This window comes from Synechococcus sp. RedBA-s, from assembly GCF_024345495.1.
Classification (GTDB): Bacteria; Cyanobacteriota; Cyanobacteriia; order PCC-6307; family Cyanobiaceae; genus Regnicoccus_A.
Genome location: NZ_JAGQBF010000039.1, coordinates 1 through 20,192 on the forward strand (window position 1 = coordinate 1; position 20,192 = coordinate 20,192).

Annotated in this window: 26 protein-coding genes and 1 rRNA gene; 18 read left to right on the forward strand and 9 right to left on the reverse strand. The window is 65.8% G+C overall.

Features of this window, described 5'->3' with window-relative positions; all coding sequences use genetic code 11:
• The 4 genes from KBY67_RS13025 to KBY67_RS13040 form a co-directional block, all read left to right on the forward strand.
• A partial coding sequence (locus tag KBY67_RS13025; RefSeq protein ID WP_255111499.1) for an SLC13 family permease occupies positions 1 to 1,676 on the forward strand: 1,676 nt, incomplete at its 5' end.
• Between the two features lie 95 nt (positions 1,677 to 1,771).
• Positions 1,772 to 2,407, forward strand: coding sequence for a peroxiredoxin (locus KBY67_RS13030; RefSeq protein ID WP_255111500.1), 636 nt, complete (start codon positions 1,772 to 1,774; stop codon positions 2,405 to 2,407).
• A gap of 157 nt (positions 2,408 to 2,564) precedes the next feature.
• Positions 2,565 to 3,257 (forward strand): TrkA family potassium uptake protein, encoded by a 693-nt coding sequence (locus KBY67_RS13035; protein ID WP_255111501.1) that lies wholly within the window; start codon positions 2,565 to 2,567, stop codon positions 3,255 to 3,257.
• On the forward strand, positions 3,254 to 4,426 hold the full coding sequence (locus tag KBY67_RS13040; RefSeq protein WP_399214466.1) for an anhydro-N-acetylmuramic acid kinase: 1,173 nt from the start codon (positions 3,254 to 3,256) through the stop codon (positions 4,424 to 4,426). Before KBY67_RS13035 ends, KBY67_RS13040 begins: the two co-directional genes overlap by 4 nt.
• Before the next feature lie 16 nt (positions 4,427 to 4,442).
• Here the strand turns inward: KBY67_RS13040 and KBY67_RS13045 are convergent, their stop codons facing one another.
• Positions 4,443 to 4,775 (reverse strand): ribbon-helix-helix domain-containing protein, encoded by a 333-nt coding sequence (locus KBY67_RS13045; RefSeq protein ID WP_255111502.1) that lies wholly within the window; start codon positions 4,773 to 4,775, stop codon positions 4,443 to 4,445.
• A 92-nt stretch (positions 4,776 to 4,867) separates the two neighbouring features.
• Here KBY67_RS13045 and KBY67_RS13050 point away from each other — a divergent pair, with 92 nt between their 5' ends.
• The 3 genes from KBY67_RS13050 (at position 4,868) to KBY67_RS13060 (ending at position 7,028) form a co-directional block, all read left to right on the forward strand.
• Positions 4,868 to 5,197, forward strand: coding sequence for a hypothetical protein (locus tag KBY67_RS13050; RefSeq protein WP_255111503.1), 330 nt, complete (start codon positions 4,868 to 4,870; stop codon positions 5,195 to 5,197).
• 108 nt (positions 5,198 to 5,305) lie between these two features.
• On the forward strand, positions 5,306 to 6,670 hold the full coding sequence (locus tag KBY67_RS13055; RefSeq protein ID WP_255111504.1) for a glycosyltransferase family 2 protein: 1,365 nt from the start codon (positions 5,306 to 5,308) through the stop codon (positions 6,668 to 6,670).
• A gap of 100 nt (positions 6,671 to 6,770) precedes the next feature.
• Entirely contained in the window at positions 6,771 to 7,028 is a 258-nt protein-coding gene (locus KBY67_RS13060; protein ID WP_255111505.1) for a hypothetical protein, read from the forward strand.
• A 73-nt stretch (positions 7,029 to 7,101) separates the two neighbouring features.
• On the opposite strand, the gene KBY67_RS13065 is transcribed toward KBY67_RS13060, so the two are convergent.
• The gene (locus tag KBY67_RS13065) at positions 7,102 to 7,287 is read right to left on the reverse strand and encodes a hypothetical protein (protein ID WP_255111521.1); all 186 of its coding nucleotides are present in this window, start codon (positions 7,285 to 7,287) and stop codon (positions 7,102 to 7,104) included.
• A gap of 96 nt (positions 7,288 to 7,383) precedes the next feature.
• Here KBY67_RS13065 and KBY67_RS13070 point away from each other — a divergent pair, with 96 nt between their 5' ends.
• The 3 genes from KBY67_RS13070 (at position 7,384) to KBY67_RS13080 (ending at position 9,881) form a co-directional block, all read left to right on the forward strand.
• The gene (locus KBY67_RS13070; protein WP_255111506.1) at positions 7,384 to 9,114 is read left to right on the forward strand and encodes an ABC-F family ATP-binding cassette domain-containing protein; all 1,731 of its coding nucleotides are present in this window, start codon (positions 7,384 to 7,386) and stop codon (positions 9,112 to 9,114) included.
• 158 nt (positions 9,115 to 9,272) lie between these two features.
• Positions 9,273 to 9,488 (forward strand): hypothetical protein, encoded by a 216-nt coding sequence (locus tag KBY67_RS13075; protein WP_255111523.1) that lies wholly within the window; start codon positions 9,273 to 9,275, stop codon positions 9,486 to 9,488.
• 120 nt (positions 9,489 to 9,608) lie between these two features.
• Positions 9,609 to 9,881 carry a hypothetical protein gene (locus KBY67_RS13080; RefSeq protein WP_255111507.1) on the forward strand — a complete coding sequence of 91 codons (273 nt, stop codon included), beginning with the start codon at positions 9,609 to 9,611 and terminating at the stop codon, positions 9,879 to 9,881.
• A gap of 71 nt (positions 9,882 to 9,952) precedes the next feature.
• Here the strand turns inward: KBY67_RS13080 and KBY67_RS13085 are convergent, their stop codons facing one another.
• A complete protein-coding gene (locus KBY67_RS13085; RefSeq protein ID WP_399214470.1) occupies positions 9,953 to 11,089 on the reverse strand; it encodes a trypsin-like peptidase domain-containing protein in 1,137 nt (378 codons plus the stop codon).
• Between the two features lie 302 nt (positions 11,090 to 11,391).
• Here KBY67_RS13085 and KBY67_RS13090 point away from each other — a divergent pair, with 302 nt between their 5' ends.
• The 3 genes from KBY67_RS13090 (at position 11,392) to hrpB (ending at position 15,052) form a co-directional block, all read left to right on the forward strand.
• Positions 11,392 to 11,700 (forward strand): DUF2973 domain-containing protein, encoded by a 309-nt coding sequence (locus KBY67_RS13090; RefSeq protein WP_255111509.1) that lies wholly within the window; start codon positions 11,392 to 11,394, stop codon positions 11,698 to 11,700.
• An 81-nt stretch (positions 11,701 to 11,781) separates the two neighbouring features.
• Positions 11,782 to 12,165, forward strand: a complete 384-nt coding sequence (locus KBY67_RS13095; RefSeq protein ID WP_037979909.1) for a hypothetical protein — start codon at positions 11,782 to 11,784, stop codon at positions 12,163 to 12,165.
• A gap of 307 nt (positions 12,166 to 12,472) precedes the next feature.
• Complete coding sequence (gene hrpB, locus KBY67_RS13100) at positions 12,473 to 15,052, forward strand: ATP-dependent helicase HrpB (protein ID WP_255111510.1); 2,580 nt, start codon at positions 12,473 to 12,475, stop codon at positions 15,050 to 15,052.
• A 23-nt stretch (positions 15,053 to 15,075) separates the two neighbouring features.
• On the opposite strand, the gene KBY67_RS13105 is transcribed toward hrpB, so the two are convergent.
• Positions 15,076 to 15,249: a hypothetical protein gene (locus tag KBY67_RS13105; RefSeq protein ID WP_255111511.1), complete on the reverse strand. Its 174-nt coding sequence runs from the start codon at positions 15,247 to 15,249 to the stop codon at positions 15,076 to 15,078.
• 36 nt (positions 15,250 to 15,285) lie between these two features.
• Positions 15,286 to 15,432, reverse strand: coding sequence for an HAD family hydrolase (locus KBY67_RS13110; protein ID WP_255111513.1), 147 nt, complete (start codon positions 15,430 to 15,432; stop codon positions 15,286 to 15,288).
• A 130-nt stretch (positions 15,433 to 15,562) separates the two neighbouring features.
• Between KBY67_RS13110 and KBY67_RS13115 the strand changes: the two genes are divergently transcribed.
• The 5 genes from KBY67_RS13115 to KBY67_RS13135 all read left to right on the forward strand — a co-directional run bounded on the left by KBY67_RS13115 (position 15,563) and on the right by KBY67_RS13135 (position 17,983).
• On the forward strand, positions 15,563 to 15,709 hold the full coding sequence (locus KBY67_RS13115) for a chlorophyll a/b-binding protein (protein WP_255111514.1): 147 nt from the start codon (positions 15,563 to 15,565) through the stop codon (positions 15,707 to 15,709).
• Positions 15,710 to 15,952: 243 nt separating this feature from the next.
• A complete protein-coding gene (locus KBY67_RS13120; RefSeq protein WP_255111524.1) occupies positions 15,953 to 16,084 on the forward strand; it encodes a hypothetical protein in 132 nt (43 codons plus the stop codon).
• A complete protein-coding gene (xseA, locus tag KBY67_RS13125; RefSeq protein ID WP_255111515.1) occupies positions 16,081 to 17,283 on the forward strand; it encodes an exodeoxyribonuclease VII large subunit in 1,203 nt (400 codons plus the stop codon). Before KBY67_RS13120 ends, xseA begins: the two co-directional genes overlap by 4 nt.
• Positions 17,280 to 17,546: an exodeoxyribonuclease VII small subunit gene (gene xseB, locus KBY67_RS13130; RefSeq protein WP_255111516.1), complete on the forward strand. Its 267-nt coding sequence runs from the start codon at positions 17,280 to 17,282 to the stop codon at positions 17,544 to 17,546. The genes xseA and xseB overlap by 4 nt, the downstream gene beginning before the upstream one ends.
• A gap of 65 nt (positions 17,547 to 17,611) precedes the next feature.
• Complete coding sequence (locus tag KBY67_RS13135) at positions 17,612 to 17,983, forward strand: DUF2834 domain-containing protein (RefSeq protein ID WP_255111517.1); 372 nt, start codon at positions 17,612 to 17,614, stop codon at positions 17,981 to 17,983.
• A gap of 3 nt (positions 17,984 to 17,986) precedes the next feature.
• On the opposite strand, the gene KBY67_RS13140 is transcribed toward KBY67_RS13135, so the two are convergent.
• The 4 genes from KBY67_RS13140 to rrf all read right to left on the reverse strand — a co-directional run.
• Positions 17,987 to 18,424, reverse strand: coding sequence for a hypothetical protein (locus KBY67_RS13140; protein ID WP_255111518.1), 438 nt, complete (start codon positions 18,422 to 18,424; stop codon positions 17,987 to 17,989).
• Positions 18,424 to 18,555, reverse strand: a complete 132-nt coding sequence (locus KBY67_RS13145) for a hypothetical protein (protein WP_255111519.1) — start codon at positions 18,553 to 18,555, stop codon at positions 18,424 to 18,426. The genes KBY67_RS13140 and KBY67_RS13145 overlap by 1 nt, the downstream gene beginning before the upstream one ends.
• Before the next feature lie 115 nt (positions 18,556 to 18,670).
• Positions 18,671 to 19,774 (reverse strand): YihY/virulence factor BrkB family protein, encoded by a 1,104-nt coding sequence (locus KBY67_RS13150; protein WP_255111522.1) that lies wholly within the window; start codon positions 19,772 to 19,774, stop codon positions 18,671 to 18,673.
• 304 nt (positions 19,775 to 20,078) lie between these two features.
• Positions 20,079 to 20,192, reverse strand: a 5S ribosomal RNA gene (rrf, locus tag KBY67_RS13155); the annotation flags it as partial.

Below are 20,192 nucleotides of genomic sequence, written 5' to 3' on the forward strand. Positions count from 1 at the left end.
CCACTGGTGTCCCCCAGCCGGCCTACGCCTTTGTGGGCTTGGGCAGTCCGGCTCTGCTCACCGTGCTGGGTCTGTTCGCCCTCTCGGCCGGTCTGTTTCGCTCTGGCGGCCTCGATCGACTCAGGGGACTGATCGGCTCCGATGCGGTACGAACGCCAAAGCGCATGATCGTGCTGCTCACCACCCTGGTGGCACCGGTCTCCGCCTTTGTGCCCAACACCCCAATCGTGGCCTCGCTGCTGCCCGTGGTCGAGGGCTGGTGTCGCCGGCGAGGAATCTCCCCCTCGAAGGTGCTGCTGCCGCTGTCGTTCGCCACCGTGCTGGGCGGCACGATGACGCTGATCGGTAGTTCGGTGAACCTGCTGGCCAGCGAGGTCAGCAACAAGCTGGGTTACGGCACCTTCGATCTGTTCAGCTTCACCCCGATCGGGATCGGGGTTTGGCTGGTGGGGAGCCTGGTGATGGTGCTGCTCTCCGACCGTTTCCTTCCTGATCGCGGCAGCGACGATCGCGACCTGGCCCGCAGCTTCAGCGGCAGTGGTTACCTCACCGAAGTGATGATCCCGGCGCGCTCGGAGCTGGTGGGGAAATCCCTGCATGGCACGCGCCTGCAACGGCGTTTCGACGTCGACGTGCTCGAAATCCACCGCAATGAGGAGCGCTTCACCCCACCGCTGGCCGACCGCAGCTTGCTGCAGGGGGATCGCCTGGTTCTGCGTTGCACCCGGGACGACCTGCTCAGGCTGCAGCAGGAACACACCATCGTTCTTGCTCCTGTTCCTGAATCCGAAGAGGCCGAATTAGCCTCCCAGGCCTTGGCCAATCTGCGTATGGTCGAGGTGCTCCTGCCCGCCGGCTCAACCCTGGCCGGGGAAAGCCTGCGCGATCTGCGCTTTCGCCAGCGTTACAACACCACCGTTCTGGCCCTGCGCCGCGGCAATCAGGTATTGCGCGAGCGGCTTGGCAGGGCAACCCTCAGGGAGGGCGACGTGCTGCTGCTGCAAGGACCCCAGGATGCCATCCGCGGCCTTCAGGCCAACAATGACCTGGTGGTTCTCGAGCAGATCGAAGACGATCTGCCCACCGTGAGTCGCAAGGGCATCGCCATGGTCATCGCCGTCCTGGTGATCGTGTTGCCCGCCTTGAAGGTGTTGCCCCTGGTGGCGGCGGTGCTGCTGGGCACCGTGGCGATGGTGGCCACCGGTTGCCTCCGCACGGGGGAACTGTTGCGCTCGATCCGGTTGGATGTGATCCTTCTGCTCGGATCGCTGGGCAGCTTCAGTGTTGCGCTGGAGAAGACCGGTCTGGCCGAAGCCATGGCCAAGTCCCTGCTGATCGGCCTGCAGCATTGGCCGATCTTCTGGGCCCTCGCCGGGGTGTTCCTCTTCACCACCCTGCTGACGGAGGTGATGAGCAACGCGGCCACAGTGGCAATGGTGATTCCAATTGCGGCCAAAGTCGCCATCGGCCTCGGCATGCCGCCGATGGCCTTCATCTTCACGGTGCTGTTCGGCGCCAGCCAGAGCTTCCTCAGCCCGGTGGGCTACCAGACCAACCTGATGGTGTTCGGTCCAGGCCGCTATCGCTTCCTCGATGTGGCCCGCTACGGATTTCCCCTCACCGTGGTGATGACGCTTCTGGTGCCCTTGCTGGTCTGCAGGCAGTTCGGGATCTAGCCCCTTCGTTGCCTAACCTGGCCGGTGCCTGGGATGCGGAAGGGCGTCCCTGCCCGCCACGACCCTCTTCCTCCCCCCCCACACACCTTTTTTCCATGACGCTGCAACTCGGCGACACCGTGCCCGATTTCACCCAGGAATCTCAGCTGGGTCCGATCAACCTCTACGACTTCGCCGGCGAGAGCTGGGTCGTGCTCTTCTCCCACCCCGCCGACTACACCCCGGTCTGCACCACCGAGCTGGGCGAGGTCTCACGCCTGCGCCCCGAGTGGGAGAAGCGCAACGTCAAAACGATCGCCCTGAGCGTGGATTCGGCCGAAAGCCACAAGGGCTGGATCTCCGACATCAACGAAACCCAGTGCACGGTCGTTGATTACCCGATCCTGGCCGATTCCGACAAGACGGTCAGCGACCTCTACGGGATGATCCACCCGAAGGCCCTCAACAACCTGACGGTGCGCTCGGTCTTCATCATCGATCCCAGCAAGAAGCTGCGCCTGCAGATCACCTATCCCGCCAGCACCGGCCGCAATTTCACGGAAATCCTGCGGGTGATCGATTCCCTCCAGCTCACCGACCACCACCAGGTGGCCACCCCGGTGAACTGGACAGACGGGGAAGACTGCGTGGTGGTGCCCTCGATCGCCACCGAGGACGCCCGCGTCAAATTCCCCAAGGGCGTGACCGAGATCAAGCCCTACCTGCGCATGACCCCCCAGCCGAACAAGTGAGCCTCCAGCCGGCCTGATCGGCCCGGCTGCTGCGGCCCTGCCCCCTTCACTCCCGCCTGAGGCGGGATTTTTTTTGCCCGACCCCAGCCAGGATCTGGGTCGAGCGGCATCCGGTGGGCGCTGGTCACAGAATGGCGCCGCACACGGATGAGCCTCGATGACCAACTGGTGGCGCTGGCAGGGAGCCGGAACGGCTGCACCGGGAAGCTTCGCGGTGATCGGGGTGGGGCGTTTCGACACCGCCGTCTGCAAGGAACTGGTGCACTGCGGCGCCGAAGTGCTGGCAATCGACAGGGATCAACACGCCATCGACGTCCTGCGTCAGGTGGATCCAGCCATCGAGGCTCGCGCCCTCGATTGCACCGATGAGGAGGCCCTGCGGGAAGCGGGCGTGCTCGATCTCACCACGGTTGTGGTGGGCATCAGCGAACCGATCGCCGCCACCTTGATCGTCAAGGACAGTGAGGGCAGCCGGGTGAAACAGATGATCGCCCGGGCCACCAGTGACCTGCACGAGAAGATGATGCGCTGGGTCGGGGCCGACAAGGTGGTCTTCCCCTCACTCATGCAGGGGGAGCAGCTGGCCCGTCAGCTGGAGCGCCCCAACCTGCTGGAGCGGCTCAGGCTCGACGACCGCAACAGCATCGAGCAGATCAAGGTGCCCCAGGCCTTCATCGGCCGCTCCCTGCGCGATCTGAACCTGCGCAAGAACTATGAGGTGAGCGTTCTGGCCGCCGGCCCGGAGAACCGCCTCTCGATGAACCCCCCGGCCTCCCATGTGCTCAGCGAAGGGGATCTGCAGGTGGTGATGGGAACCGTTCAGGCGCTCAAAGGCCTGCCCCAGCTGTGAGACTCCCGGGGCGGCACCAGTTGGTGCTCGGGCTGATGAGCGGCACCAGCGCCGATGGGGTGGATGCGGTGCTGGCCAGCTTCCAGCCCCCGCTGGCGCATCCCCGCTGGCGGATGCTCAACCACTGCTTCACTCCTTATCCCAGCGATCTGCGCGCCCGACTGATCGCTGTGGGGCAGGGGGAGCCCCTGGCGGCATCGGTGCTGCTGGATCTGGCCGAAGCCGTGAGCGAAGCCCAGGCCGAGTGCGCCCGACACTGCGATCCAGGCGGCCGCGCTGAGCTGGTGGGCTGCCACGGCCAGACCATCTGGCACCGCCCCCCCCAGGGGGGTCGACGCGGCGCCAGCTGGCAGCTGCTGCAGGGGCCACTGCTCGCGCAGCTACTGGAGCGGCCGGTGGTGTTCGATCTGCGCGCCCACGATCTGGCCGTGGGGGGGCAGGGGGCTCCGCTGGTGCCCGCGGCCGATGCGGCCCTGCTGGAGCCGATCGACGGTTGGCGCGCCGTGCTCAATCTGGGGGGAATCGCCAACCTCAGCCTGCTGCCACCGGCCCGGGGTCCGGAACGCCATCGACCGGTGCGTGGCTGGGACTGCGGCCCGGCCAACAGCCTGATCGACCTGGCCGTGAGCCGCTTCAGCCAGGGCCGCCTCAGCTACGACGAGGGCGGCGCCTGGGCCAGCCGGGGCGTGGTGCAGGAGGACCTGATCCAGGGGTGGCTGCGGGAGCCCTTCTTCCAGCTGCCGCCGCCTAAATCCACCGGCCGGGAAGATTTCGGCCTGCCGGATCTGGAGCGGCGCCTGCAGCAGCTGGAGCAGCGGGCGGCCGCCGCTGGAGCCCCCCTGGAGCCCGCCGATGCCATGGCCACCCTCACGGCCCTCACTGCGGCGGTGGTGGCGGCCGATCTGCGCCATGGGCCGCGGCCACTGGAGTTGGTGGTGGCCGGGGGCGGAGCCCGCAACGGGATGCTGATGGATCAGCTCAGGCGACGCTGCCGGGGGCTGTGGGTGCGGCCGCTAGCGGAGCTGGGCCTCGACGAGGCCGCCCGCGAGGCCCTGGGCTTTGCCCTCTTCGCCTGGTGGCAGCACCATGGCCATGCCGGCTGTCTGCCCTCGGTGACCGGAGCTCGCCTGGCGGCGGTGATGGGGGTCAGGGCTGATCCCACCCTCTGAGCCCGAGGGGAGCACCTCAGCCGCTGGAGCGGGGCAGGCGCAGGCGCCGCGGCAACCCCCGCAGTCGGGGGGACCCTCGGCGCTCCTGCTGTTCCAGCACTTCACGGAAGCGCTCGGTGGGCCTGGCGCCAACGCTGGTGTGCCGGCCCATCACGGGGGGGGGCAGCTGGGCCTCGGCCTGCTCCAGGCTGTCGAGGCCGCGCTGGATCAGCACCTTGGCCATGTTGCTCACCGTGCGCGACTCGGCCTCAGCAGCCGCTGTGAGGCGATCACAGAGCTCTTCGGGAAGCACCACCTGAATGCGCGGGGACTTGGGGCGGCCGCTCGTGGAGGTCTGGCGAGTGGCCACAGCGGAACAGATCCCACGGGTTACACACCAGTGTACAGAGATGCCAACGGATAGTATCCGGCACTAAGATCAAGGCGCTCCGAGCACGAGCCATGCCAAACAGCGCGGTCCAATCGGCGGCGGGACAGCCCCCGAAGCCCCGACGCAGCAAGGAGCGTCAGGCCTCCCCAGGGGGATCCGGTTCCAGCGGGGCCAGCTCCAGCGACGTGGAAGTTTCAGCGGTGATCAGCACCTACCTGCTCACCCATCTCCATCACGTGCTGCAGCGTGCCGAGTTCAACGCCCTGCAGGAGGGCCGCCAGCCCCTAGCCGCCAACTACGCCCAGTTGCGTCAGCTGCTCTGCCTGGAGGCCCGCAGCCTGGAGAGCGCTTCCTTCGGCACTGAATCCGGCGACTCCGTCGAGCCGTCCCAGGCCGCCTGAAGGTTCTTCTAGCCTGACTCCTCTCCCGGTTCTGGGTTCAGCGGCAGCATGCCAAGACCAGGACGTGGACCCATCTCTGTCGGCAGGCCGGCGGCCTTCTTTCTGACCTTGCTCTCCCTTTCCTGGCTGATTCCAGCTGGGATCTTGGCGGCAGGCCTGCTGCGCAGGCTCGATCTGTTCCTGGCCCTGTCGCTACTGGTGGCGCTCTACGACAGCCTCCAGGCCGCAGGAATCCTGCTGCTGGCCCACAGCGGCCTGCGGCGGCTGCGGATCTCAGGGGCGGCCGTTGCGGCGAAAGCCCCGGCGATGGGCACGGCCATGGCCCCAACGGATCAACGGCTGCCTGGGGCCCCGACGATTGCCGTGATCATTCCGGCCTGGAACGAGGCGGCCACCCTGGGAGCCACCCTGGAGAGCGTGCTGGCCCAGGTTCCCCAGCCCGAGCAGGTGATCGTCTGCGATGACGGCTCCAGCGATGACACCCTGGTGCGACTGGCCAAGGGCTATGGCTTCGAGGGCGAGGGACGGCTACGCCGATCCCGGAGCCATCCCAGGCTGGGGCTGCTGGCCAAGGAGCACGGGGGCAAAGGGGACTCGATCAACCAGGCCGTTGCCGTCAGCTACGCCGAGGTGGTGCTGATCCTCGATGCCGACACCGAACTGCTACCCGGCGCCCTCGCCGCCCTGGAGCACCGGTTCGCCCTGGAGCCGGGCCTCGATGCGGTGAGCGGCACTCTGTTGCCCCACTGCCCCCCCAGCCTTCAGGGGCGCCTGTTCGCCAGCTTCCAGCGCTACGAATACGCCCGTAACCACCTCTGGCGCCTGGCCTGGAGCCAGATAGACGCCACCTTGATCATCTCCGGGGCCTGCTCGGCCTTCCGGCGCCAGACCCTGCTCGATATCGGCGGCTTCGATCCCTCCAGCTGGGTCGAGGACTACGAAATCCTCCACCGGCTGCAGCGCCACCGTCGCGACCGCGGCGAGCCCTGCCGGGTCAGGGTCGAGCCGTCGCTGGCCGTGCGCACCGAAGCCCCGGGCCACATGGGGGTGTTCCTGCGCCAACGCCGTCGCTGGGCCGGAGGGTTCCTGGAAACACTGATCCGTTACCGAAGCATGGTGGGAAACCGCCGCTACGGCGTGCTGGGGCTCCTTTACCTCAGCCACAACACCTTCACCGTGGCCAGTTTCCTCTACCCCCTGGCCTGGTTTCTGGCCGGTCTGGCCCTGCTGGCGCACCCACCCGCCGGAGGGCTGGGGGGCCTTGGCCTGCTGGCCCTGATCTCCGCCCTGGTGGGGCTGCTGCTCACGGGCCTGTCGCTGGAGGTCTACCGCAGGGCCTTCGATCGTGGGGAAGTTTCGGTGCTGGGCTCCCTGATTGAGCTGAGCCTCAGGCCGTTCTTCTACATCCCCTTGAACCTGCTCAGTCATCTCTGGGGCTATGCCAGCTGCCTGAGCCGGCACCGGTCGTGGTGAGCCCGCCCAAAACAACAGCCAACAAATGCTGGACCCAGCTGGTGAGCGGCCATAGGGTGCCCATCAGAGAGCTCCGGCTGCACCCGCCAGACCTGCCCCCATGACCGAGCACCCGCCCGAACCGGCCGCCGCGGCCAATGCCGCCGCGCTCTACGAGCGGATCCGCTCCGATGAGGCCCTGACCCAATCCTTGTTCCGCCAAGCGCTGCAGGACCCCAAGGGCACGATCGGACGGATCATCGCCATGGGAGTCGACTTCAACCTCCCGGTCACCGAGGCCTCAATTCGAGAGCACCTGGCCTCCCTCGACGATCTCGACAGCAAGCAGTGGCTGATCAAGGCCCGCGGCGGTCTCTGATCCAGGCAGGAGCCCTGCTCAGGCCTTTCTCGGCCCTCTGGCTCTGATTCAGAAGAGGCCTCTCTGGCTGCACTCAGCGCAAGCCCTGCCGCTGGGTGGCGGCGGATGGTTCGGCCTGATTCGACTGGCCCTGGCCCAGGGGGGGCGGGGGTTGACGCAGCTCCCGCCCCCCCTGGGCCCAGCTGAAGAACAGCCAGTAGCTCACGATCGCCAGTCCGGCCGCCACCACCAGCGCCGCCACCTGCTCCAGACGTTTCACCATCACGGGCGCTGGCGAAGGACGGCCTGCAGTCTGCCCCGCAGCTGAACGGGGCCAGCGGGGATGATGACGTTTCACCGCCGATCCGCCCAAACCGTGCTCCGTCTGGAACGTGTCTCGAAGATCTATCCCACCGGCGAGGTGCTGCGGGATGTCACCTGGGAGGTCAAGACCGGGGACCGGGTGGGCCTGGTGGGGGTCAATGGGGCCGGTAAGTCCACCCAGTTGCGGCTGATCGCCGGCCTGGAGGAACCGAGTACGGGCCAGGTGGTGCGCCAGGGCAATCCCCGCATCGTCTATTTGCGCCAGGAATTCGATGTGGATCTGGAGCGCAGCGTGCGCGAGGAGCTGTTCCAGGCCTTCGGCGAGGCGGCCGAGGTGCTGATTCGCCAGCACCGGGTGGAGCATGAGATGGCCAGCGATCAGGCGGCCACCGACCCCCACCACCTCGATGAGCTGATCCATGAACTGGGGCGGCTGCACAGCCGCTTCGAAGCGCTGCACGGCTATGAGCTTGATGCCCGCATCGACAAACTGCTGCCCACCCTGGGCTTCACCCCAGAGGGGGCCGAAGAACCGGTGGGGGCCTATTCAGGCGGCTGGCAGATGCGCATCGCCCTGGGCAAGATCCTGCTGCAGGATCCGGATCTGCTGCTGCTCGATGAGCCCACCAACCACCTGGATGTGGAAACCATCCAGTGGCTGGAAGGGTATCTGCTGCAGCAGGAGGTACCGATGGTGGTGGTCAGCCACGACCGCGCTTTCCTCGATCGGGTTTGCAACCTGATCGTTGAAACGGAGCGGGGCGTCTCGCGCACCTACCTGGGCAACTACAGCCAGCATCTGGAGCAGAAGGCCCTGGAGCGGGAGGCCAGCCAGGCCGCCTTCGAGCGCCAGCAGAAGGATCTCGCCAGCCAGCAGGCCTACATCGACCGCTTCCGGGCCAGCGCCACCCGCAGCACCCAGGCCAAGAGCCGCGAGAAGCTGCTGGAGAAAGTGGAGAGGATCGAGGCCCCGCTGGAGGGACTCTCAGGCCCCCGCTTTCAGTTCCCTCCCGCTCCGCGTTCCGGCCGCCAGGTGGCCCTGATCGACGACCTCACCCACAGCTACGGCGACAAAATCCTCTTTCTTGGCGCCCATCTGGAGGTGGAGCGGGGGGATCGCATCGCCTTCGTCGGCCCGAACGGGGCCGGCAAATCCACCCTGCTGCGGTTGGTGATGGGGCTGGAGGCCGCTGACGCGGGCCAGGCCGGCCTGGGGGAGCACAACGTCGTGGCGGGCTACTTCGAGCAGAACCAGGCCGAAGCCCTCAATCTCGAGCGCAGCGTCGTCGACACCCTGTTCGAGGCCGTGCCCGACTGGACTCAGACCCAGGTGCGCTCGCTGCTGGGCAACTTCGGCTTCAGCAACGACGACGTGTTCAAAGCGGTGGGCCAGCTCAGCGGCGGCGAGAAGGCCCGCCTGGCCCTGGCGCTGATGCTGCTCACTCCCTGCAACCTGCTGGTGCTCGACGAGCCCACCAACCACCTGGACATTCCCGCCAAGCAGATGCTGGAGTCGGCCCTGAAGGACTACGACGGAGCCGCGCTGATCGTCTCCCACGACCGCTTTTTCATCTCCCAGGTGGCCAACCGCATCGTGGAACTCCGCGACGGCGACCTGGTGCTCTACCAGGGCGACTACGCCTATTACCTGGAGAAGAAAGCCGAGGAGGCCGAAGCGGCGCTGCTTGCCCAGCAGGAGCAGCAGCAGCAGGCCCGTCAGGTGGCCAACCGCCAGAAGCAGAAAGACAAAAGCCAGTCGCGCCGCGCCCGCGGCGGCAGCTGAATCCGAATGACCCGCAGGGCCTTGGGGACGCGGATCAACAGATTCTCTCAAGCAAGCACAGACAACTTCATCCTTCCGTAGGCAAGAAGACTCATTTGTCTGGACCTGCCGAAATGGTCTGCATATCCTGACCATATCCTCATTCTCAAGTCCGGTTCATGACCCATTCCTTCGGCCAACCCCTGTCCAGCCAACGCGGCGCAGGCACTCCCCAGACTGTTGCGGGCATGGCGGTGGTGGCCACAGGCACCAGCCTCAGCCACGACGACAACGGTGATTCGGTGGAGAGCTACTTCGAGTGCATCACCACCTGCTCCCTCGACGACGGCGAGTGCATCACCCATTGCGTGGAGCAGCTCCGGGAGCACCACTGAGCAATCCCGCCATGGGCAGACCCTGACAAAAAATCGGTAACTCTGTACCTGTCGCTACGCGAGCACTCGAAACACTTCGTAGCATTGGCGTGGCTTCACTGCCCCGTCGCGATGCCTCGAATGTCCGAACCGCTCGCCCTCAGCCTCGGCCAAAAGTTTGAGCTGGAGCGCATGACACGCATTATCGATTCCACTGGAGACACCCAGTCGCTGCGTGGTCTGGCCAAGCAGCTGCTGCAGGCCTGGCACAGCCAGAAAGCAGCCACGGAATGGGTCATGCGCCAACAGCTGGGAACCCCCAGCCAGTTCGGTGGCCTCGCCAAAGCCGCCACTGGTCCTTCCCGTGACAGCTCCTCCCAGCCGAACGTCAACGGCTTGATGGATGTCCTCTGAACCGAGGACTGCCTTGAGTCATGTCCTCAGGGGAGCCCATGGTCGCCATGGTGCTCCCATCACCTCAGCGCTCAGCGGCCCCGGCCAGCCCCGCTCTGCATGCCCGTGGGCACCACCTCCAGTTGCACCTGGGTCCCGGCCCGGAGCACCCTGAGGGCCATCGGCCGGCCCACACCGTTGGCCTCCACGGCCTCCACCATCTCAGACGGACCGGCCACCGGCTTGCCAGCCGCCGCCACGATCACATCGCCGCTGCGCAGACCGGCCCTGGAGGCAGGTCCACCGGGCATCACCGAACGCACCAGTGCCCCGCCGCTCAGGCTGCCCTTCAGCTCAGGTGGGAGATTGTCGAGCCCCACACCGATCATCGGGTGGCTGACGCGGCCCGTGGCCAGCAATTGCTTGGCGATCTCCCGAGCCCGGTTTATCGGGATGGCGAAGCCCAGTCCCGCCCCGGGACCGGAGCGCACCAGCGTGTTGATGCCCACCACTTCTCCATCGGCATTGAGCAGGGGCCCGCCGGAATTGCCCGGATTGATCGCCGCATCGGTCTGGATCAGATCCAGCCGCTTGTCGGTGATGCCCAGCTTGGCGACGTTGCGGTTGAGGTTGCTGATGATGCCCATGGTCACGGTGTTGTCGAGCCCGTAGGGGTTGCCCACAGCGATGGCCCAGTCACCCACCTGCAGAGCATCGGAATTGCCCAGGGGGGCCACCGGCCAGGGACCAGGCTCCATCAGCCGCACCAGGGCCAGATCAGTGACGTTGTCGAGGCCGATCACCTTGCCTTCCGTGCGCCGGCCATCCTTGAGCCCCACGAAGACCCGGTCGGTCTTCTCGACCACATGGGCATTGGTGAGGATCAGCCCATCGGCCTGAAAGATCACGCCGCTGCCCTGGCCCCGCTCGGTGCGCTGACTCGGCTGCTGGGCCTGGGGAAAGAAGCGCCGGAAGAAGGGGTCCAGCATCATTCCCGGTGGCAGTCCGCCACTGCCCGGGGCAACAACTATGCGCTCGGTGTCGATCGTGACCACGGCAGGGCCTGAGCGCCGCACCGCATCGGCCACAAACGACTGGCGGGAGAGGGACGCTGCCGCTGCGGGCCTGGCCAGGGCCGCCTGGGGCACGACTGGCAGCAGCGGAGATCCCAGCAGCAGGGCCAGGGGAAGCACAGGGCGCAGGGACCGCTGCCAGAGGGAAGGGATCATCATCACGTCAGCGGAGCACACGGGTTTTTGGACCGTAACGGCAGTGGCTGGCTGCAGGTAAGGCCGGTCACCCGCCAAGGTGTGACGAAGTGCGGCATGGAGCCACGCACAAATGGTCCCGAAGCCACCTAGAGTTAACGAAGATTTGTAAACGGACCATGGATACCAGCACTGTCCTCCTGATTTTTCTTTCTTTTGGTGCAGCTTGCAGCAGCCTTTGGGCCTGGAAGCTGGGCCAGGCAGCCTCATCCAGGCAATGATGGGGGCCTGAGCGGGATCACTCCCGCACCGTTGAGGTGCCGATGACACCGTTCTTGTCTCAGATCTTCCCGATCCTCTACGGCGCCTGCATGCTGCTGCTGCTGTATCAGGCCTTCAAGGTGATGGCCAAGGGGTTTTCAGCCGTTCCTCGCCCCGGCGATCCAGGGACATCCGCCCCAGCTGCTCCCAGTTCACTCAGCGATCCAGATCCGAGGGGAGATCGCACGGGCAGGCTCACCATCCACCCCGAGTTGCTCGACGCCGATGGGCAGATCACCTCAGAGGATCTGCTCACGGTTCGCTTTGGTGGCGACAACGACTCCCCCAGGCAATCGGCCCAGCACGACTGATCCGGCTTCTGCATATCTTGGTGCGTGCCTCCCGGCTGGTACAACCGGTGGGCGAACCCGAGTTCTGGCGGAGGCCGAGAATTGGATCAAAAAACCCGCATCGTGGCGGCAGTGCTGCGTGGCTTGAAGCTGCCGCCTCGCTTCCGCCTTCATCTGATCAAGGATGATCCGATTCGACTGGAGTTGAGCCTCACCCCTGCCTACGGCAAAGACCCCATCCTGGTGGGACTAGTGGAATCCCAGGATCTGGTGGCCCGCCGCGACCGGGAAGGCCGCATTCCCCGCGACCTGCAGGGCACCTGGGACTGGACCGTGCGCCACGGCAAGGTGAGCACCGGCGGCTGGAACCCCTATCTCAAGGAGGCCCTGCAGACCATGTTCGAAACAGGCCTGCCGGCGATCGTCTACGAAGAAACCACCGGGGAGGCCTACCACCCGGTGGATGGGGCTCGTCACGTGCGCTGAACCCAGGCGACAGTTGAAGGGTCGGACGGCGCATCGGTCCTGTGGTCATTCCAACGTGTGGCGACGAAACGTGGCCATCAACACCGCTCACCCCATTGAGCGGCGTTAAAACTGCGGCATCCACATCTTCCGATTTTCTTCATGTCCTCTCTGGGCCTGTCCGTCGGGCCACTGGTGCGCTTGCTGGCCTCCCTGGGATTGCTCAGCACCGCCCTGCTGGCCCTTGTCCTGCGGCTGATCGGATAAGGGGGCCAAGTCCCGCTGCCGATGCCTACGCCTGCGGGGTCCCATCCCCCCGCTTAACCCCATGGGCTTCCCCTGCAGCCGCCACGGGGAAGCGTTGCCGATCGATCCGCTATTGCCGGAGATCCTGCAACACCTTCCCTCCGGCGGCACCCTTCTTCTTCAGGCCCCGCCCGGGGCCGGCAAAACCACCCGCGTTCCCCTGGCCCTGCTGCAGCACCTCTGCAGCGCCAACGGCGAGCTGGGCACGATCCTGATGCTCGAGCCCCGGCGGCTGGCGGCCAAAGCCGCAGCCACCCGCCTGGCTGAAGCCTTGGGCGAGCCGGTGGGCGCCAGGGTGGGCTATCGCGTCAGGCTGGAGCAGCGCGTCTCCAGGTCCACGCGCCTGGAGCTGCTCACCGACGGATTGTTCCTGCGCCGCCTCCAGGACGATCCCGCCCTGGAGGGCGTGGTGGCGGTGATCTTCGATGAGTTTCACGAGCGCCGCAGCGACGCCGATCTCGCCCTGGCCCTGTTGCGCGAAGCCCGCCCCCTGCTGAACCCCCAGCTGCGGCTGCTGGTGATGTCGGCCACCCTCAACCTGCAACCCCTCAGCCAGCAACTGCCCGAAGCGGTGGTGCTCTGCAGCGAGGGGCGCAGTCATCCGGTGCAGCTGCACCATCAACCGGCGCGGGAGCGGGAGCCCCTGAGGGCCCAGGTGGTGCGAGCCCTCGAAGCTCACTGGCTGCAGGAGGATGAGGGGGAAGCCGGAACGGCCCTGGTGTTCCTGCCCGGCCAGCGGGAGATCCAGCAGGCGCTGCGGGCGATCGAAGCCACCGGTTGGGGCCAGCGGGCGGAACTCCATAGCCTGCACGGAGGCCTGTCGCTGGAGGCCCAGGGCCGCGCCATCGCCGCCAGCCGCCACCCCGGAGGCAAGGTGGTGCTCACCACCGCCATCGCTGAGAGCTCGCTCACCATCGAGGGCGTTCGCCTGGTGGTCGACAGCGGCCTGAGCCGGCGCAGCCGCTTCGATCCACGCACCGGCATGGACGGGCTCATTACTCTGCCCGCCAGCCAGGCCAGCGCCGAGCAGCGGCGGGGCCGGGCCGGCCGCCTGGGGCCCGGTCACTGCGTCAGGCTGTGGTCGCCGGCGGAGCAGCAGCGACGGCCGGCCTACGACCCGCCCGAGCTGCTCGACGCCGACCCCCTGCCCTTGGTGCTGCAGCTCGCCCGTTGGGGCGCCGGCCTGGGGGAATCACTCCCCTGGCTGGATCCACCGCCGCAGGCCTCCCTGCGCCAGGGACTGGAGTTGCTCAAGCAGCTGGGGGCGATCGACCCGCACGGGGTGCTCAGCGCCCATGGCCGGGCCATGGCCCAGCTGGGACTGCATCCGCGCTTGGCTCACATGCTGCTGGAGGGCCAGCGCCTGGGGAGGCCGCAGCTGGCCTGCGAGCTAGCGACCCTGCTCAATGAGCGGGACCCCCTGGCGGGCCTGGGGGTGGGCAGCGATCTGATGGCCCGTCTCGACTGGCTGCGTCAACACGGGCGAGACCCCCGGCGGGGGCCGCTGAAGCAACTCTGCCGGCAGCTCCAGCAGCAATTGCAGGCGACTCGGTTGCCAACGGACCGCTCAGGCGCCGCTGGTGCAGGGACTGAACAGGAGGCGGAGCTGGCCGCGGTGCTGCTGAGCTGCGCCTATCCCGAGCGGATCGCCCTGGCACGCCTGGAGGGTCAGGGTCGCTTTTTGATGCGCAGTGGCCGCGGCGCCCAACTGCCGGCCCACGATCCACTGGCGGGCCAGAGCGTGCTGGCGGTGGCCGCGGTGGATGACAGCGGCAGCGATGGGCGGATCCTCCTGGCCCTGCCCCTGCAGCGCCAAAGCCTGGAGAGGCTGCAGGCCCAGCAGGGGGAGCAACGGCCGCTGGTGAGCTGGGAGCCGGCCGAGCGCCGAGTGCGGGCCGTGATCGAGCGGCGGCTGGGGGCCCTAGTGCTGGAGCGCCGCCCCTGGGACGACCCAGCGCCGGCGGCCGTGCAGGCGGCGCTGCTGGACGGCCTGCGTTCGCTAGGACTGGCGGTGCTGCCCTGGAGCCGTGACAGCCGTGAGCTGCAACACCGCCTCAACCTGGCCCATGCCCGCCGCGGCGAGCCCTGGCCCGACCGCAGCGAGGCGGCACTGGAGCAAGAACTGGAGCAGTGGCTCGGGGATCAGCTGCTGGGCCTGCGCTCCCAGGACGAGCTGCGCCAGCTCGACCTGATGGAGGGCCTCTGGAGCGGGCTGGCCTGGGAGCATCGCCAGGAGCTGGAGCGGCTGCTCCCCAGCCAGATCACGCTTCCAACCGGGCGCAGGGCCCGACTGGAGTACGGCAGTGGCGAGCCTGTGCTGGCCGTGAAACTCCAGGAATTGTTCGGGCTCAGCGAGGGGCCAAGGGTGCTAGACGGCGACCTGCCCGTGAGCCTGCACCTGCTCTCCCCGGCCCGACGTCCGGTGCAGATCACCCAGGATCTGGGCGGGTTCTGGCGGGGCAGCTACGCCGAGGTGCGCCGGGAGCTGCGGGGCCGCTATCCCAGGCACCCCTGGCCCGAGGATCCGGCTCAGGCGCTGCCCACCGCCGGCACCAGCCGCGCCCAGGCCCGCAGCCGCAAGGAATCAGCCGAAGCGCCCTGAGTGAGCCCCGGCGAAGCCCTGGCTCACTCGAAAAGGTGGGCGAAGCCGCAGTGGTGCAGCCCCTCGACGATGCCGTCGCAGCGGCCGCCCGAGTGCAGGCAATCGACGCCCTCGGCCTCCAGGCGGGGGATCAGTCTGTGGTCGAAGCGCTCCGGTTCGTAGTCGTAGGCCACCGTGCAGCCCACATCACCGATCACCAGGTGAGGGGGGCAGCCCCAGCCCTAGTGCCTGCTTCAGCAAGCGGGCCACCGATTCCAGGTCGCGGCCATGCAGAACACGTGCAACACCCGCTGCCGGCGCGAGCGCAACCAGCTGTAGAGCCGCAGGCGGCTGGCGATGGATCCTTCCAGCAGGGTGCCATCGAGATCCGTGACCAGCACCAGCTGCCGCCGGTGTCATGGCAGCGCACCAGAGCGACAGCCCGGGAATCCGAACACGGAAATCGGCCGCAGCCCAGCGTCAAGTCGACTCCAAGATTCGTTACATTAATCAGGCCCACTGGATCCGCCCATGTCTGACTCCACCCAACCCCGCTTTGGCTTCGTCAACTTCGCCGAAACCTGGAACGGCCGCCTGGCCATGCTCGGTTTCGTGATCGGCCTGGCCACCGAACTGCTCACCGGCCAGGGCATTCTCTCCCAGATCGGTCTGGGTTGAGCGGCCAAGGCCCCCCTCCGGTCATCCCCGGCCCAGCCTCGTAGACCCCCATCGTCTCCGTCAGGTGGAGTCGGTGGGGTTTTTAACGACCATTGAGCCTTCCGCTGCAGTTGCAGAGGACGAACCAGGGCTGCCCTCAAGGCCCGCAGGGCCTGAGCCGTCAGCCAGACTCATCGATTCCCCCGGCGGTTCGTGCCTTTGGCTCCGTTCTTCGTCAAGAATCGGCGTGACGGCTCACGCCTGTTGAGCACGGTCCTGGTGATCGCCACGACAGGGCTGATTCGTTTCGACCACCCAATCGGCCGCATGCTCTTCCTAACGGCCTCGGCTATCAGCCTCTACTGGGGGTACTGCTACGGGCGGCTGGAGCATTGAGCCGCGTCACCTCCAGCGGAGCCCCAGAACTGTCGGCAGACATCAGCGGCCAGTCCCTGCCCCGCTACAGCGTCAGCGACCTGAACCGCTCGATCGGCACCCTGCTGGAGCGAGGCTTCGCCCCCCGTTTCCTGCTGGAGGCCACCGTCTCGAGGCCCCAGCTGAAAAAGGGGCACCTCTGGTTGACGCTTCTGGACGAGACAGCCTCGATCTCGGCGGTGGTCTGGGCCTCACAGCTGTCGCGCCTGAGTTTCACCCCTGCCGATGGCGATGGGGTGATCGTGGTCGGCAAGCTCAATTTCTGGGGAGCTCGCGCCAGTCTCTGCGTCCAGGCCCTCGACATCCGCCCCAGCCTCAGCAGTGTCCTGCGCCAGTTTGAGCGGGTCAGAGAGCAACTCGAAGGCAGCGGTCTGTTTGATCCCTCCCGCAAGCAGCCGCTGCCGGAGTGCCCCGCGGTGATCGCGCTGCTCACCAGCAACCCCAGCTCTGCCCTGGCGGACATGCTGCGCACCGCAGCCGAACGCTGGCCAGCCACCAAGGTGCTGGTGGTGGCGATTCCAGTGCAGGGAGCCGTTCAGGCCAGCATCTGCCGCGCCCTGCAGCTGGTGGGCGAGGCCGCCGGCCGCCTGGGCATCGAAGCCCTGGTGCTGGCCCGGGGCGGGGGCAGCCGCGAAGATCTCGCGGTGTTTGACAGTGAAGCCGTGGCCCTGGCCCTGGCGGCCCTGCGGCTGCCGGTGGTGACAGGTCTGGGGCACGAAGACGACACCACAATCGCCGACCTGGTGGCCGATTACCGGGCCGCCACGCCCACGGCGGCGATTGTGGCCCTGCTGCCCGACCAGCGCACCCTGCGCCAGGAGCTGCGACAACGGCAACAGCAATTGCGCCAGACCCTGCGCTGGAGAGTGGATCGGGAGCAGCAACGGCTGGGCGCTCAGCGCCAGCGCCTGCTGCAACTCCAACCCCAGGTGCAGTTGCAGCGCCACAACGCAGAACTGCAGCAGCGGCGCCAACTGCTGGAGGCTCTTTCACCCAGGCAACTGCTCAAGCGCGGCTTCTGTCTGGTGCGCGGCGAAGCCGGCCAACTGCTGCGCTCAATCGAGCAGGTGGACGTGGGACAGGTCCTGCAGGTCCAGTGGTTGGATGGAGCGGCCGACGCGCGCGTCACCGAGCGCCGTCAGGAGCAAGCAGAGCCATGAGCAGCCGCAAGCGTCAGACGCCCTCCAACAAGCCTGCTGACAACGACTGGTGGGAGGAGACCCAGCAGCTGACCTTCGCCCAGAGCCGCACGGCCCTTGAGCTCACCCTGGCGGCGCTGCAGTCGGAGGAGCTGGAGGTGGAAGCGATGGCCGGTCTGTACAGACGAGCCGTGGCTTATGCCGATCGCTGCGAGCAGGTGCTGCAACAGGTGCAACAGCAGGTGGAGGAGCTAGACCTGAACTCCCTGGAGCCCCAGCCATGACGCCAGCGAACAAGGAGGCCGCGGCCCCCACTGAGCTGAGCCCATGGACTCAGCCATCCCCCTGGATGCAATGGATCTACCTCGCTCTGGCCGTGGCCGGTGCGATCTTTCCTTGGCTGGCCAATGCGGAGTTCATTCGCGAGTACGGCCAGACTTTCGATCTGTCTCAGTTCATCGAGTTGGCCAACGCCAATCCTGCGGCTCGCTCATTGTCACGGGATCTGTTGATCGGTGCGACTGCGGTGACGATCTGGATCATCACCGAAGCCCGCCGCCTGAAGATGCGCGGTCTCTGGATTGTTCTGCTGGGCAGTGTGACGATCGCCTTCGCTTTTGCAGCTCCATTCTTTCTGTTTCTGAGAGAACGCCGCCTCCTGGAGATCAGCCGACAAGCAATCGGCAAACCATTGTTTGCCGATCACGTATCTCGTGACTAGAAATCACGCATCCCTTGACTCCACATCAATAGTGACGTCACTCACATCCAGGTTGCCATCACTGAGCGGATCATCAGATGATCGACTGCCCCGCTGAAATAATACGCCAATCAAGTCCTCAGCACCAGCTTGACTGACCGACTCAGCTGGTGAGTTGGGATCTGAAGCACTGCTTTTAGCATTGGCATTGGGTAATGGTGAGCCGCAGGCGGGGCAGGAGGTTGAGGACAGACTGCTCAGACCACAGACCGTGCAGGTGCGCACACGCCTCCTGAGGATCTGAAAGGCAAGGGCTCCAGCACCCGCCAGCAGCAACGGCAAGAGGAGCACCGCCAAGGTGAGTCCTCCCAGCAGGTCCAGCAGAAGACGACCCAGCGGAGTAGGAGCGGCCAGCAGAACACCAGCCAGGATGATCCAGAACCAGGGCAGCTGGCGGTTCATCAGCGTTGGAAGCGGGAATCGCGCTCCAGCCAACGCTCAAGGGCGGCTAGCGCCTCCACCCCAGCCCAGGCACAGACCACACCACCGATCAGAAGCGCGGCAAGGAAGCCGGCGGCCACAAGCAGCGGCACCAGTGTCAGAGTGAAAAACGTTCCCACGACGCAGGCACCGACTCCGGCGCACACCAGCAAAAGCGCTGTAGGCAGAGGGCGCAAGGACAGGCTTGTTTTGAGCACCACGGGAACTTCAGCTCTCATCATCGTCGTCCAACCCTGGGGAATCACCAAGCACAGGCGGGTGCGGATCCCCGAAGGTCGCTGATGGGGGTGACCGTCGCAGCTCCGCGTCAGTCGCAAGGGGCTGAATCAAGCCAAGAGTAAGGTCAAAACGTTCGGCTGTCCGGGATCCCGGGGTGGCTAAAACCACGCTGTAGGCGACACCGAAGTAGTAGATCAAGCCCAACAGCCACACCCAAAGGGTCAGCACTAGGACCCCACCGATCAGTCCATAGGCCTGAAACCTCGCCCCCAGAGACACGATGCTGCGTCCGACGGCCAGGTTCAGCAGTGTATAAGCAAAGCCCATAAGAACCGAACCAGGCAAAAGGAACTGCCATCGGATACGCCGAGAAGGCAAAAGCTGCAGCAGACCCAGCGCCACGAGGGAAGCAAGGACAAGAGAGGCGAGCAGATCAGCCAGTGCTGATACGGGGAACAGGTAGCGGTAGGCCCAGGCCAGCGGTGCTGCCGTCAATCCCCGCCAGGTTTCAAAGCCCATCAGGCGGAGGTTGATGGTGAGCTGATCCATAACAAACAGAGTTCCCACTGCCACCAGGAAGAGCGATGCCTTCAGCCGCAACAGCAAAAAGCGTCTTACCGCTCTGCTCAAGTTCTGAACAACTGGCAGTTGCACCTCAACAAGCCGGTCACGGGGCTCTCGCACATACTGCAGAGACCAGAGATGGTCTGTGCCGCGTTGCAGGCTCAGATAGGCATTGCTGGCCGTGATCAACAACACAGCCACACCCAGGAAGCCTGCGCCACCCCGTTGCCTGTAGAGCTGAATCAGGGTTGATTGCACAACCCTCTGGGCCGATTCCGGCAGGAGCTGAGAGGTCCAGTCCAGAATCTGACTAGTCAAGCCATCATCACGGCCAAGAATCCAACTGGCAAGGGCCAGTATGATCAAGAGAATTGGGAAGATTGACTGAAGTGTGTGATAAGCGAACGCAGCGCTCAGATCTACACAGTCAAAGTGATCCCAGAGTCGGTAGGACCACCACAACCGACGCACAAATCGATTTATGTGCTGACTAGCACGGTTAGCGTGGAACTCCCTTGGTCTGAGCATCCTGCTTCTGAACGTCTCAGCACGATCAACGGACTGATCGGCCTCTGGGGCGTCCACGTCGTTGTGCCTACAGAGAAAAAACCAAGTTCAGTTTAAACGGTTCCAAGCTGTCCCTATCGTCCCAGCTCGCAGGGCACCGATCCTGAGCGCAGCACGGCAGATGCACCAACCGGGCCGTGGAGCAGAACACAAGTTCCAGAGCACAAAAGGTCAGACCATAGGCACAAAAAAAGCCACCCAAAGGTGGCTTTTTCGGCTTTTCCCAACAGCGTTAGGATAAGGCTTGAGCGTTCAGATTGTTTTATCCTGGCATCGAGCTATTTTTGCAGGAAGCTACCCTCCAACTATCGTCGCCGCTACTGCGTTTCACAACCGAGTTCGAGATGGATCGGTGTGGGTCCACAGTGCCATGAACACC

Coding starts and splice junctions, on each gene's coding strand:
- KBY67_RS13030 (WP_255111500.1), top strand. CDS start 1,772: ATGACGCTGCAACTCGGCGACACCGTGCCCGATTTCACCCAGGAATCT.
- KBY67_RS13035 (WP_255111501.1), top strand. CDS start 2,565: ATGACCAACTGGTGGCGCTGGCAGGGAGCCGGAACGGCTGCACCGGGA.
- KBY67_RS13050 (WP_255111503.1), top strand. CDS start 4,868: ATGCCAAACAGCGCGGTCCAATCGGCGGCGGGACAGCCCCCGAAGCCC.
- KBY67_RS13060 (WP_255111505.1), top strand. CDS start 6,771: ATGACCGAGCACCCGCCCGAACCGGCCGCCGCGGCCAATGCCGCCGCG.
- KBY67_RS13075 (WP_255111523.1), top strand. CDS start 9,273: ATGACCCATTCCTTCGGCCAACCCCTGTCCAGCCAACGCGGCGCAGGC.
- KBY67_RS13080 (WP_255111507.1), top strand. CDS start 9,609: ATGTCCGAACCGCTCGCCCTCAGCCTCGGCCAAAAGTTTGAGCTGGAG.
- KBY67_RS13085 (WP_399214470.1), bottom strand. CDS start 11,089: ATGATCCCTTCCCTCTGGCAGCGGTCCCTGCGCCCTGTGCTTCCCCTG.
- KBY67_RS13090 (WP_255111509.1), top strand. CDS start 11,392: ATGACACCGTTCTTGTCTCAGATCTTCCCGATCCTCTACGGCGCCTGC.
- hrpB (WP_255111510.1), top strand. CDS start 12,473: ATGGGCTTCCCCTGCAGCCGCCACGGGGAAGCGTTGCCGATCGATCCG.
- KBY67_RS13115 (WP_255111514.1), top strand. CDS start 15,563: ATGTCTGACTCCACCCAACCCCGCTTTGGCTTCGTCAACTTCGCCGAA.
- xseB (WP_255111516.1), top strand. CDS start 17,280: ATGAGCAGCCGCAAGCGTCAGACGCCCTCCAACAAGCCTGCTGACAAC.
- KBY67_RS13135 (WP_255111517.1), top strand. CDS start 17,612: ATGCAATGGATCTACCTCGCTCTGGCCGTGGCCGGTGCGATCTTTCCT.
- KBY67_RS13140 (WP_255111518.1), bottom strand. CDS start 18,424: ATGAACCGCCAGCTGCCCTGGTTCTGGATCATCCTGGCTGGTGTTCTG.
- KBY67_RS13150 (WP_255111522.1), bottom strand. CDS start 19,774: ATGCTCAGACCAAGGGAGTTCCACGCTAACCGTGCTAGTCAGCACATA.